Here is a 12,891-nt window from a genome sequence, read left to right as displayed (position 1 = left end):
AGTTTATATAGTCGAAATAATTTATATACAAATGTAATTAAATGAAGGTATAAAAAATAAAAGTATTTTAACCGTTATCTTTATTTTTTATCTGCGTTAATCGCGGTTTAAAACCAGTCGGTTTGCTAGCAGGTTCAATGGGATCCTCTTTAACAGTTTGATCCTTTTGCTCTTCTGTTTTATGTTCCGTATTTATCGGTTCTGCTGTAGTAGCTTGTTTTGTTAGTCCTGCTTTAAATCTAGGTTTAAATCCAGCAGGTTTGTTTGCTGCTTCAGCAGGCGTGTTCTGTTGGTCCGTTTTATCAAGCTGTGCATCTACTTTTTGTTCCGCATCTGTAGGTTCTGCTGCAGTCGCCGGTTTTGTTACTCCAGCCTTAAATCTAGGTTTAAATCCAGCAGGCTTTTTTGCTGTTTCAGCAGGCGTGTTCTGTTGATCCGTTTGATCAAGCTGTGCATCTACTTTTTGTTCCGCATCTGCCGGTTCCACTGTAGTCGCCGGTTTTATTACTCCAGCCTTAAATCTGGGTTTAAATCCGGCAGGTTTGTTTGCTGTTTCAGCAGGCGTTTTCTGTTGATCCGTTTGATCAAGCTGTGCATCTACTTTTTGTTCCGCATCTGCCGGTTTCACTGTAGTCGCCGGTTTTGTTACTCCAGCCTTAAATCTGGGTTTAAATCCAGCAGGTTTGTTTGCCGTTTCAGCAGGTGTGTTCTGTTGATCCGTTTGATCAAGCTGTGCATCTACTTTTTGTTCCGTATCTGTCGGTTCTACTACAGTCACCGGTTTTGTTACACCGGCCTTAAATCTGGGTTTAAATCCAGCAGGTTTAGTCGTAATATCTGCTGGAAGATCAACTTGTTCTTTTTTATCGTCGGTGTTTTCTGTACCGGAAGCGGGCTCGGATACAGGTGACGATGTTACTCCGGCCTTAAATCTAGGTTTGAATCCGGCCGGTTTTGCTGTTACTTCTTGTGATATGGCAGCATTCTGCGTTTTTTCGACATCCTCATTTTTCAATTCTGTTTCAGTAGCAGGAACTATGGCAGGTTTTACCATTGTTTTAAAGCGTGGTTTAAAACCTTTAGATGGAGTAGCCGTTTCAGCCGCAACAACTTGTTGTTCTTTTACAATTGGAGCAGGTTGTTGTATTTCTTTCTTGTCAACTATTACCTCCTCTAATCGATAACTTTTTCGGAGTCTATTGAACCAAAATTTCTTGGTATGGTCAAAACTTTTTGCTCCCATGGCCACATAGTGCTTTTTAAATTCTTCATAAAGTGAGTTGTCCGCTTTTTCTAAAGCAGTTAAATCAATCTTTTTTTTAGCGAAAAATTCTTCAAAAGTCATCCTGAAAGTATTTAGTCTATTACAAATGTATACTATTTTATTAAGCTTTAATAGCTTGGGTGCTATTTTGGAATAATTTTGGGTATAAAAAAAGAGCGACAAGCGCTCTTTTTTTTATGTTGTCAGAAAAATATTAAGCCATGTTGTGGTATACAGCTTGAACATCATCATCTTCTTCAATTTTGTCGATTAGTTTTAGTACATCTGCAGCATCCTCTTCCGAGATATCAGAATGTGATAAAGCAATACGTTCTAGTTTTGCAGAAGAAACTGCTATACCTTTTTCCTCAAGTAGACGTTGCATATTTCCAAAATCTTCAAATGAAGTTTGGACAACAACTACATCATTTCCCTCTTCATCAGATTCGACGTACAATTCTTCGAGACCGCCGTCAATGAGTTCTAATTCTAATTCCTCTACATCCAGATCTTCTGTTGCAGGAAATCTAAAAAGAGATTTACGGTTGAAAATAAAGTCTAGAGATCCTGTTTTACCCAATGTTCCACCAGCTTTGGTGAAATAGCTGCGTATATTGGCTACAGTTCTATTCGTGTTGTCAGTTGCTGTTTCAATTAAGATAGGCACTCCGTGAGGGCCGTATCCTTCATATACATATTCTTCATAGCCTTTGGAATCTTTTTCAGAAGCTCTTTTGATAGCTGCTTCTACACGATCTTTAGGCATATTTACAGCTTTCGCATTGTTTATCGCTGTACGTAATCTAGAATTTGATTCTGGATGAGGACCACCTTCCTTCACCGCAATTGCAATTTCTTTTCCTAAACGCGTAAATTGGATTGCCATTTTGGCCCAGCGTTTAAACTTACGTTCCTTTCTAAATTCGAAAGCTCTTCCCATGTTATATTTTGTTTGTTTTAAGATTCTCTATCATTTCGACAGTAAGCTTTGCTAAATCAAAAGCAGGCTTCCAGTTCCAATCTGCTCTTGCTGGAGAGTCCTCAATACTAGCTGGCCAAGAATCTGCAATGGCTTGTCTAGGATCATTCTCCGAGTAAGTGATTGTAAAATTAGGAAGAATTTTTTTAATTTCTTCAGCTAGTTCTTTTGGCGTAAAACTTACACCTGTTAAATTATAGCTTGAGCGAATCGTTAAACTTTCTTTTGGTGCATCCATCAACTGTAAAGTACCGCGGATAGCATCGTCCATATATAACATCGGTAGTGCTGTATCTTCAGATAAGAAACACTCATACGTTCCTTTCTTCAGTGCGTCATAGAAAATATGAACAGCATAATCTGTTGTACCTCCTCCTGGTTCAGCTTTCCATGATATAATACCCGGGTAGCGAATGCTACGGATATCTAATCCACGGTTTTCTTGATACCATTCAACTAGTCGTTCGCCGGCAAGTTTGCTGATTCCATAAATGGTATTTGGATCCATCACACAGTATTGGTCTGTATTCGTTTTAGGCGAATGAGGTCCAAATACTGCGATTGAGCTCGGCCAAAATATTTTTGACACCTTATATTCAACTGCAAGATCAAGCACATTGAGCAGACCGTTCATGTTAAGGTCCCAAGCTTTTTGTGGATATATTTCACCAGTCGCCGATAACATGGCCGCTAATAAATATACTTGTGTTGGTTTATATTTTTGGAAAAGGGATTCTATTGCACTTTTGTCAAGTACATTAAGGGTTTCAAAGATTTCCCCGTCCTTTAAATTTTGAGGTTCTCTAATGTCGGAAGTAACGACATTTTCAATACCAAATTTTTCTCTTAAAGCTGTAGCCAATTCAGTTCCGATTTGACCATTTGCACCGATTATAATAATGCTTTCTTTCATCGATGCAAATATAGTATTTTTATTATCCTAACCAATGCTTTGAAACCATTGAAATGACTGTCGAATATTCTTTTTTTAGTCTCATAAAGTCTTTACTGTCACGATATTCGGATCATTTGCTGTTTCGTTTTAGCTTTTTTTTGAGCTTTTTTTAGCTCTTTTTTTTAGTGTTTATTTTTCATTTATGACGCTTTTCTAGGAGAGCAATCGATTGCTTATTTTTGCATTGTGTAACGTGACATGTGTTGATTTATTTTATTATGAAAAGTTGTAATTTTAGAATAGTTCAGCGGGATATTATTTTAAGATATTTTATTAAAAATAGCATTAGGCTATTGATATTACTATTGATTAATCTATTTTTTTGCAATAATCATTAAATATTAGCCCTTAATTTCGTAAGTTTGAGAAATAAGAATGTTCTCATTTGTACATTCGTAATACATTTTATAACAAATTAAAGAAAAAGTAGCAAGATGAAAGTCGCAGTAGTCGGCGCAACAGGCCTTGTAGGTACTGAGATGTTAACAGTGTTAGCAGCGCGCAATTTCCCAGTTTCAGAATTAATTCCAGTAGCTTCAGAGCGTAGTAAGGGTAAGGAAATTGATTTTAAGGGAAAGAAGTATAAGGTGGTTACTCCATCTGAAGCTATTGCTTTAAAACCTGATGTTGCTTTGTTCTCTGCTGGTGGAGGTACTTCTTTAGAGTATGCGCCATTATTTGCCGCTGCTGGAATTACAGTTATTGACAATTCTTCTGCTTGGCGTATGGACCCGACCAAGAAATTGGTTGTTCCGGAAGTTAATGGAGATGTATTAACTGCTGAAGATAAAATTATAGCCAATCCAAACTGTTCAACCATACAGATGGTCGTTGCTTTAAAGCCGTTGCATGACAAGTATAAAATTAAGCGAGTTGTCGTTTCTACTTATCAGTCTGTGACTGGTACAGGGGTTAAAGCTGTCGAGCAATTGATGAATGAGCGTGCGGGTATTAAGGATGGCGAGAAAGCTTATGCTTACGAGATCGATTTAAATGTTATTCCTCAAATTGATGTATTCCAAGAAAATGGTTATACAAAAGAGGAAATGAAAATGATTTTGGAAACAAATAAGATTATGGGTGATGATTCCATTAAAGTGACTGCAACTACCGTTCGTATTCCAGTAATGGGTGGACACTCTGAATCATTAAATATTGAGTTTGAGCGTGATTTTGATTTAGCAGATGTTCGTGAAGCATTAGCCGCTCAAAGCGGTGTTATTGTCGTTGATGATCCAGCTAATTTGCAATATCCGATGCCAAAAGATGCACACGGTAGAGATGAAGTATTTGTCGGCCGTATTCGTCGTGATGATTCACAAGCAAATACGTTAAATATGTGGGTAGTTGCAGATAATTTGCGTAAAGGTGCCGCAACTAATACCATTCAAATTGCAGAAACATTAAGAGAAAAGGGATTAATTTAATCTGATCTTCATATACGTAAAGAGCTATATCAACACATTGATATAGCTCTTTTTTGTTTTGGGACCTGCTCCACCATTGTATTTCCTCTTAATTGCACATCAACCACTTTAAAATAATCTTCTCTCTTTTACTCATTACAACTAAAGCCCCTTCTTATTTTCAACCTTTCTTGTACGATATTACTGCTTTATGTACATAAAAAGTGATTGGAGTCCACATCAAAAGCAATATTTCTTCACTTAGCGCTTGTGTTTCAAATGCTATTTTGTGGATTGATTTCTTGTAGGTCTACGCTAGGGACCTGCTAAGAACCAAATAGGGCCCAACTTATAGATGTGAGTAGGGTGTGAAAACTGTGTTCCCAAAGAGAAAGCACGATGTAATATGGACTTACCGTGGTTAAACTTATAACATGGTACAAATTTGGTCATAACCTGCTCTCTCGCTGTTCGGTTTTATTACCGTTAAACTTGCGCTAATTCTAGCTACTGTATTTGTCTTCTTATTCTTTAATTTACGGTACTGCTCTTAGAGTCTCTCGTCAATGAATAGGTTGTGACGTATCTGAGAGATGCGCTTCCGAATCAATCTTTTAAAATGTGGTAATAGAAAATATTAGGATAATATGTTAGACACTCCAATACTTGAATTAAATTCATAGGTTGGTTTACTTTTCATGCTTATTCTTTGGCGAATGCCTCCGTATCTCTGGAGCGTGAGAAATATCGATTTGGCTTCAGGATGAATAATCTAACCAACAGTAATTATTTCGCGGGAGATGGAGTTATTGTGGCGTAGATGCCTCGTAACCTTGTAACGAAAGTAGTCTTAAGTTGTAAAATAAAGCCGAATCAACGAAGTGCGATTAATGGTTCGCCTCACTTCTCGATGTTACCTTGCTTAGGAAAGCTTTTTTTAATAATAAAGCGGCTGTATTAGAATACAGCCGCTTTATTATTTAGTATTTTTCTTTAACTATTTTACTGGAACAAATTTCCAAGTATCGTAGTATTTGTTTGATCCGTTTTGACCAGTAGTGATATACCCTACATTGTCGATTCCAAATCCAACAGCATCTTGTCTAACTTGACCTTGGAAACCTTGGTTGTCAGCATTCCAAACATCAGTTGTTGGGTTATATTCCCAGATCGTGTTGATTGTCGTGTTTTTTCTACCACCTACTACATATGCTAGATTGTTCAATACAAAAGTAGATGCGCTTGAACGTGTTAAGTTGTATGTGTAAGAGTTATCACTACGATCTAAATCATTTAATGGAGTCCATTTGGTACCATCAAATTTAAAGAAATCTTCAGGGTATGAGCTATTGTCGATACCACCACCTACGTAAGCGACGTTATTGATCACAAAAGCAAATCCATATCTTCTGTTCGATTTTAATGGGCTTTCTACAGGAGTCCATGAATTATTTGTAGGATCGTATTTGTAGAATGATTTAACGTTAGTATTATTATCGTTCCCTTTAGAACCAGTACCTACATAACCGAAACCACCAATTGAAAAAGCAACTGCACCATAACGAGCTGCGTCAGCAGGTAGGTCAGCAATTTTAGTCCAAGTGTTAGCTGAAACATCATATTTATAGAAATCTGACAATGCATTTGCTCCATCATAACCAGACCCTACATATCCATTGTTTCCAATTGAAAAAGCAACAGCTGAGTAACGAGCTGAGCCAGGGAATTCAGCCTTTTGAGACCAAGTTCCTGAGGTTGCATTATATGCCCAAATATCTTTTTTAGGCACAGATACTTGACCTTCTGTAGCAAGACCAGTTGCTACATAAGCGATATTGTTAATTAAGAAAGATACTGCCCCACTTCTTGCGCCACCATCGAAAGCAGAACCTTTAGTCCATTCTGTTACCTCATCTGTAGTATCATCATCCTTTGATTTACAAGAGTAAGTAGAGAAAGTAACGACGCACGCTAATAATATTAGTAGCCAATTTTTCTTGTTCATAAACTGTTAAAATTTAGTATATAAGATGTTTAATTTTATTCTTGGTTTGTTATTTGCATCCTTTGCAATAATAAGTCGATCTGTAGTTGCGAATAAACTACTTTGCGGCACACTCAAGAATAAAGATGTGTTAAAGTAGCTATCTTTTTTTATATTATTAACATATTCGATCATATTAAACGTATATTTTGCATTTCCACCGAACTCATCACCTCCTGCTAAAATCCCATATTGCGTAGGATCCTGCTGTCCTTGTTGCTGTAAGAAGGGAGGCGTAGTAATAATACTTACCGGATTTCCACCAGCGTTTGCGATCATCAGCACGACGCGAGCAGGCGGGATAAAAAATGAATTACGATATTTGTTTTCTGTTTCTATAACGAGTTCGACCTTATTGATCGCTACAGTTGGATCGTTAACTAAATCCAATAATGTTGGAAAAGTTAATTTAACGACTGCTCCTGTGCTACCTTCCACAAATACATCACCGTTCGTCGTGGTGCTTTTCAATTCTGGATTTGTAACACTTAAAGTGTTGAATGCTGTACCTGAACGGTCAGCTTCTACATTATTAAACTGATAGGCTTTGTTACCCAAATTAAATGAAGTGGATTTACTCACTTTAAATCCTTCGTCGTTTATATAGTTATAATGCACCTGCATACTCACGGTATCTTTAAAACCGATCATTGCCGTGTTATTATTTCCAGCAACAAGTGCTATTCCTTTGAAGTATTCATTGAAATTGTCATTGGATGCAATATTTCCATGACCATCTTTGATATAAGAAAATAGCGTGTTTCCTAAGTTGTCATTTAGTCTGATTGCGATTGAATCTAATTTTTTGACAAAAGGTTTGAATGACAAGGACCCTAAAGCTGTTGGTTCGTAAGTGAATTTTTGATTATTATAAACAGCTGCCCCATTGACATAATACGGTAATTCATTTGTACCGGATCCCGTACTGACTTCTTTTAATGTAATCTGCTGCGTTAATTGGTGAACAGATAATGTTTGTGTTTTCGTTGTATCTCCGTAGAAATATTTGTTCGGCTTTAATACAAACGTAATGGAGTCGTATTTTGCTGCTGTTGGGATTGAACCGGCTATAATGTTATCGATAGCCATGCGCATATAAGACGTCGAAAGAACAGATCCTGTTGTAGTATTCGAAATTTTTCCGGCTAGAATCATTCCTGTTCCAGACGTTGGTACATCATCTAACAGATAAGTAGATGCATTCACCTGAAAGGTATCGATAGGAACTAATCCTATGGATTCATCTCTTGAATTGTCTAAAGAGAGCGAAATATCTTTATTACAAGCTGAAATGCCTATCAGTAATAACGCTGAGAATAAAAATTGAATACTACGTCTCTTAAAATTTCTTATCATGCTTAAAAATTGAATATTGCAAATGTAATCAATGCGCATTGTTAATCAGTGTTATATTTTGTTAAATATGGTTAATTACCAAGGCGAATGCAAATCTAGTAATTTAAATTTGTTTTTAATTATGGCAAATAAGTTTAAATTATTGATAACACTTTCGGTATTAACAGGTATCGGGATGATTAGTATCTTGGGTATATGGCTCTACGGAAGTTACAATAACCGGCTTGATCTGTTCCTTTCTTCAGCAGAGCGGAGTATGTTTAATGTTGTGCAAGATGTGTATCAAGCCCATAGCAATGATCTAAAAAGTGATCAGGGCGGGGCATTGGGGAAATTACGGAAAGAATTAAAAGCAAAGTATACAGATGCTGAAATTGATACGCTATTTAAAGATTTTGGATCCTATTACAAACAGTCAAAAGCGGGGTCATCTCGAGGAGGAAAGACGATGGGATTATCTTATCCGCACGGGAAATCTGGAGGAGAAATGATGGCGCCTTATTTATTTTCACAGATCGGTGTCACTCCAGCGATGATCGAAGAAATAAATGAAAAATTTGCCACCGCTTTAGAAGCTAAGGGAGTCCGTGCAGAATATGATGTTACGACCGATATTTTTCCGAGGGATAGTCTGTTTGCTATCCGTAAGGAGTATAGAGCAAAAAAGTTATCGTGGACAAGACCGATATTGATAGACGCTTCGGACAGTCGCTTTTTAATCGTCAAATTTAGGCAGGTATGGAAAAATCTCTTGTTTGATTTAGGATGGCAGCTGGGCATTGCTATACTTTTGATCAGTATTTTTATCGGTTCATTTCTTTATCTCTTTAAAACGATCTTTCGACAGAATCGATTAGCTGAGATGCAAAAGGCATTTGTGAATAATATGACGCATGAGCTGAAGACCCCTGTCTCTACTGTCATGACTGCTATCGAAGCGATTCAACTCTACGGGGTAAAAAATGATCAGGTGAAGATGGATCGTTATTTGGCCATTTCCCGACGTGAGCTTGATCACCTTTCGGATATGATTGATCGAGTTCTTCAATTGGATGTTGATGAACGAAAAGGTCTTAAACTTGACAAAAGCGAGATTGATCTGATGCTCGTTTTAAACAATGCGGCAGACACCTTTCGAATCAATGTCAGTAAGGAAGTGAAGATTTCAGTGAACAGTTCCGTTCCTACATTAAGGTTACATGCCGACGAATCACATCTGCGCAATGTTGTTAATAATTTATTAGAAAATGCTGTCAAGTATTCTGGAGATGTGGTTACTATCACTATTGATGTCTGTGACCATTCCGATTATATAGAGTTTAGTGTTTCCGACAAAGGAAAGGGCATCTCTTTGGAGTACCAGAAGGAGATTTTTGGTATGTTTTTTCGGGTTCCTGAAGGCAATCTACATCCAGTCAAAGGCTTTGGAATCGGCTTGGCGTATGTTCGTCAGGTAATACTGCAGCACGGAGGTAAAATTACAGTGAAAAGTAGTCCAGGTAAAGGTAGTACCTTTACTATTAAAATACCTAAATAAGCAGATTTATGATTGATATCTTATATGTTGAAGATGAAGCGAGCCTGGCACTTATTGTTGCTGATAGTCTGGAGATGAACGGTTTTTCGGTAAGACATTGTCATGATGGGCAGGAGGCTCTTCGTTTATTTGAAAAGCAAAAGCCAGATATCTTGCTTATTGATGTGATGATGCCAGTGATGGATGGCTTTACGTTGGCTACACATATAAGAGCCTTAGACAGTCAGGTGCCGATTATTTTCCTTACTGCTCGTGTGCAGACAGAAGATGTTGTTAAAGGCTTTCACTTGGGGGCGAATGATTATGTAAAAAAACCTTTTCGTATTGAAGAGTTGGTCGTTCGTATCGAATCACTGGTTAAGGGCAGTCCTAAAATGCAGCTTAGTCAAAATCTCATGATCGGAGATTATGTCTTAGACAGCTTGAGACAGACACTTAGCTATAAAGGCGACAGTATTAAGTTATCTTACCGGGAAAGTGAATTGTTACGCAGCCTGTATGAAAATAGGAATCAGGTAATTCCTCGTGAAGATATCATGAAAGCCTACTGGAGTTATGATAAATATTTTTCTGGAAGAAGCTTAGATGTATTTATAAGCCGTATCCGAAAATATTTAAATCAGGATCCACGTATCAAAATTACCAATATACGGGGTATAGGTTATATGCTTTCTGTTGAGTAATTGATTTGAAAGCTATGAAGTGCTATGTTTTCTGGACTTTTGTCACCTCTTGATAATATTATTTTCAAGTTACAAATGATGGTCTTTCGAAAAGAAAAGAATAAGTATATTTAAAGGAGTGATATGAAAATTGCGCCCTATTGATGCGTGTCAATTATGAAGAACGAAATAAATAATTTGCTTTTATATTTAGGAAGATTATAATTGGGTATAAACGCAAATTTATCTAAGTTTGTACGCTGTAAAAGGGAATAAAAAAATGAAAGATAGTGTATTGAGTAGAAAAGAGAAAATTGTTCGTGAGGCATTGAATTTGTTCTCAGAACAAGGTTATGCAGATACCTCTACCAAAGCTATTGCTCAAAATGCAGGTGTGTCTGAGGCTTTAATTTTTAAACATTTCGGAAATAAGGATGCTTTGTTGGTGCACCTTATTAAAGCGGGCTATCGGAAAGTGCTGACACATCATAAAGGTATGATGACTTATCGTGATTCGAAGGACTTTTTACGTAAGATGATCAATTTACCTAGTAAGCTGGTCGCTGATGAGCCTATCTTCTGGAAATTACAAGAACGTCTTTCCCATCATCCTTTTTCAAGACAGCAGCATGAACAATTTATGAAACCTGTGCAGGCAATTATTGTGCGGGCTTTTAAGGAACTGGGATATAAAAATCCGGATCTGGAAACGGAATTTTTGTTAATTGTTATTGATACTTTATGGAAAAAGGAAGCTAATGGTGAACTTGATCATGCGATGGAACTAGCCATATTATTGGAAGAGAAATATAACTTGATATAAGTTATATTTTTTTGTTCGACAATGCAAGTTTATGCATGTTTCATAAAATTGTTGCACAAACTGTTTTTTATTGTGTGAAAAATACCCGTAATTCGTATTCTATTTTAAACAAAAAATTATGTTAAAAAAACTAGCTTTGGGTGTTGCCGCACTGGCATCTTCCATCTCTTTTTCACAAGCTCAAGATAAGAAGGATTTTGTGAAATATATTAATTCTCCCCATGCTTGGGTTGATTCTGTATTTAACAGCTTGACACCTAAAGAACGTATCGCCCAACTTTTTTTGGTGCGTGCCCATACCAATCTGGGACAGCGTTATATTGATTCTGTAGCACAGGTTGTTCAAGATGAGCAATTGGGCGGTCTTGTTGTATTTCAGGGCGGGCCGGTTCGTCATGTGGATATGTTCAATCGTTATCAGCATCTTTCAAAAGTGCCTTTATTGATCACTTTTGATGGAGAATGGGGTTTAGGCATGCGTCTTCCCGATTCAACTTTATCTTATCCATATCAGATGACCTTGGGAGCTATACAGAATGATCAATTGATTTATCAAATGGGCCAAGAAGTTGCAAAAGATTTTCATCGTATCGGTATGCATTTTAATTTTGCTCCTGTTGTTGATATTAACAATAATCCGAAAAATCCAGTTATCGGGTTCCGGTCTTTCGGCGACAATAAAGAAAATGTTGCAAAAAAAGCTAAAGCATATATGGATGGTATGATGAACGGTGGTATTATATCATCATTAAAACATTTTCCTGGACATGGCGATACAGATGTTGATTCACATCATGACTTGCCGCAATTGACCTTTACTAAGGATCGTCTAGAGGCTTTGGAAATGTTTCCATTTAAAGAATTAATTCGTGCTGGTGCTCCTGCTATTATGGTCGCTCATATGAATATTCCAAGTTTAGACCCTACTCCCAATATTCCCTCTTCCATTTCAAAACCTATTGTGACAGGGATACTACGTGAAGAATTAGGTTTTCGTGGTTTAACAGTAACCGATGCAATGGATATGAATGGTGTGAAAAAATTTTTCCCAAATGGTGAAGCTGACGTGATGGCTATTATTGCAGGTCATGATTTGTTGGAAGTATCTGAAAATAGTAAACGCGCTATTGACCTTGTATTGAAAGCAATCGGGGAAGGCCGAATCAATCAAGCGGATTTGGATGCACGTGTTAAAAAAGTACTCGCGTCAAAGCTATGGTTGGGCTTAGATCAATATCGTGATGTGAATACCGGAAATCTATATGCGGATCTGAATAGAACTTCTTCAAAGCAGCTGATAGACCAATTAGCCGCATCATCGGTCACGGTTTTGAAATCTACGGATAAAATAAAATCATTTAAAAATTCAGAAAAAACGGCAATTGTCAATATCGGATTAAAATCCCCAGGTACTTTCCAGCGGATAATGGACGATGCCCTCGCCAATGAAACGCAATATTTTGTTACGGATGAAACCAGTGAGGCTGATTTAAAAAATATCATCAAAGAAGCAAAGAGAAACAAACAGATTATACTTGCGATCCATGATACACGTTCACGTCCAAGACCTGAAGTGCCAGCAAATGATGGTGTAAAGCATTTGATTAAAAAATTGGCTAAGAAATCAATTGTTACTTTCTTTACCAATCCTTATGCATTGGATGGTTTTAAAGGCGTCCATAAAAGTAAAACCATTTTAGTTGCTTATCAAAATGATGATTTTATGCAACGTGCTGTAGCAAAAACAATTTTAGGACAAAATATTGCTACAGGGAAATTACCTGTTACCATCAATAAATATTTCAAGTACGCGGCGGGTAAATAACTGGCAGCAATTCTTATAAACAAAGAAGGGGCTTATTATT

General features: G+C 37.1%; 10 protein-coding genes. 5 read left to right on the top strand and 5 right to left on the bottom strand.

Annotated features, from left to right (window positions below):
- Window positions 1-67 precede the first annotated feature (67 nt).
- From HCX49_RS17815 to HCX49_RS17805, 3 genes are all read right to left on the bottom strand, one after another.
- Complete coding sequence (locus HCX49_RS17815; RefSeq protein WP_168127803.1) at window positions 68-1,345, bottom strand: hypothetical protein; 1,278 nt, start codon at window positions 1,343-1,345, stop codon at window positions 68-70.
- Window positions 1,346-1,478: 133 nt separating this feature from the next.
- A complete protein-coding gene (locus HCX49_RS17810; protein ID WP_021190283.1) occupies window positions 1,479-2,204 on the bottom strand; it encodes a YebC/PmpR family DNA-binding transcriptional regulator in 726 nt (241 codons plus the stop codon).
- 1 nt (window position 2,205) lies between these two features.
- The gene (locus HCX49_RS17805; protein ID WP_168127802.1) at window positions 2,206-3,156 is read right to left on the bottom strand and encodes an NAD-dependent epimerase/dehydratase family protein; all 951 of its coding nucleotides are present in this window, start codon (window positions 3,154-3,156) and stop codon (window positions 2,206-2,208) included.
- A gap of 476 nt (window positions 3,157-3,632) precedes the next feature.
- Here HCX49_RS17805 and HCX49_RS17800 point away from each other — a divergent pair, with 476 nt between their 5' ends.
- A complete protein-coding gene (locus tag HCX49_RS17800) occupies window positions 3,633-4,625 on the top strand; it encodes an aspartate-semialdehyde dehydrogenase (RefSeq protein WP_021190281.1) in 993 nt (330 codons plus the stop codon).
- A gap of 976 nt (window positions 4,626-5,601) precedes the next feature.
- Here HCX49_RS17800 and HCX49_RS17795 read toward each other — a convergent pair.
- Entirely contained in the window at window positions 5,602-6,609 is a 1,008-nt protein-coding gene (locus HCX49_RS17795) for a Kelch repeat-containing protein (RefSeq protein WP_132769911.1), read from the bottom strand.
- A gap of 6 nt (window positions 6,610-6,615) precedes the next feature.
- A complete protein-coding gene (locus HCX49_RS17790; protein WP_165905887.1) occupies window positions 6,616-8,004 on the bottom strand; it encodes a DUF4270 family protein in 1,389 nt (462 codons plus the stop codon).
- 121 nt (window positions 8,005-8,125) lie between these two features.
- On the opposite strand from HCX49_RS17790, the gene HCX49_RS17785 reads away from it, so the two are divergent.
- The 4 genes from HCX49_RS17785 (at window position 8,126) to HCX49_RS17770 (ending at window position 12,851) form a co-directional block, all read left to right on the top strand.
- On the top strand, window positions 8,126-9,541 hold the full coding sequence (locus HCX49_RS17785) for a sensor histidine kinase (RefSeq protein ID WP_168127801.1): 1,416 nt from the start codon (window positions 8,126-8,128) through the stop codon (window positions 9,539-9,541).
- Between the two features lie 8 nt (window positions 9,542-9,549).
- Window positions 9,550-10,224: a response regulator transcription factor gene (locus HCX49_RS17780; protein ID WP_132769905.1), complete on the top strand. Its 675-nt coding sequence runs from the start codon at window positions 9,550-9,552 to the stop codon at window positions 10,222-10,224.
- Between the two features lie 259 nt (window positions 10,225-10,483).
- A complete protein-coding gene (locus tag HCX49_RS17775; protein WP_021188632.1) occupies window positions 10,484-11,026 on the top strand; it encodes a TetR/AcrR family transcriptional regulator in 543 nt (180 codons plus the stop codon).
- Window positions 11,027-11,144: 118 nt separating this feature from the next.
- The gene (locus tag HCX49_RS17770; RefSeq protein WP_206368576.1) at window positions 11,145-12,851 is read left to right on the top strand and encodes a glycoside hydrolase family 3 protein; all 1,707 of its coding nucleotides are present in this window, start codon (window positions 11,145-11,147) and stop codon (window positions 12,849-12,851) included.
- Window positions 12,852-12,891 lie beyond the last annotated feature (40 nt).

The organism is Sphingobacterium sp. B16(2022) (assembly GCF_012030425.1).
GTDB classification, from domain to species: Bacteria; Bacteroidota; Bacteroidia; order Sphingobacteriales; family Sphingobacteriaceae; genus Sphingobacterium; species Sphingobacterium anhuiense.
Note: the sequence above shows the minus strand (reverse complement) of the source record. Positions and strands in the feature narration are given on the sequence as shown.

Excerpts from the sequence above, each read along its gene's own strand:
- HCX49_RS17805 (WP_168127802.1), bottom strand. The coding sequence starts at position 3,156 with ATGAAAGAAAGCATTATTATAATCGGTGCAAATGGTCAAATCGGAACT.
- HCX49_RS17790 (WP_165905887.1), bottom strand. The coding sequence starts at position 8,004 with ATGATAAGAAATTTTAAGAGACGTAGTATTCAATTTTTATTCTCAGCG.
- HCX49_RS17770 (WP_206368576.1), top strand. The coding sequence starts at position 11,145 with ATGTTAAAAAAACTAGCTTTGGGTGTTGCCGCACTGGCATCTTCCATC.
- HCX49_RS17810 (WP_021190283.1), bottom strand. The coding sequence starts at position 2,204 with ATGGGAAGAGCTTTCGAATTTAGAAAGGAACGTAAGTTTAAACGCTGG.
- HCX49_RS17795 (WP_132769911.1), bottom strand. The coding sequence starts at position 6,609 with ATGAACAAGAAAAATTGGCTACTAATATTATTAGCGTGCGTCGTTACT.
- HCX49_RS17815 (WP_168127803.1), bottom strand. The coding sequence starts at position 1,345 with ATGACTTTTGAAGAATTTTTCGCTAAAAAAAAGATTGATTTAACTGCT.
- HCX49_RS17800 (WP_021190281.1), top strand. The coding sequence starts at position 3,633 with ATGAAAGTCGCAGTAGTCGGCGCAACAGGCCTTGTAGGTACTGAGATG.
- HCX49_RS17780 (WP_132769905.1), top strand. The coding sequence starts at position 9,550 with ATGATTGATATCTTATATGTTGAAGATGAAGCGAGCCTGGCACTTATT.
- HCX49_RS17785 (WP_168127801.1), top strand. The coding sequence starts at position 8,126 with ATGGCAAATAAGTTTAAATTATTGATAACACTTTCGGTATTAACAGGT.
- HCX49_RS17775 (WP_021188632.1), top strand. The coding sequence starts at position 10,484 with ATGAAAGATAGTGTATTGAGTAGAAAAGAGAAAATTGTTCGTGAGGCA.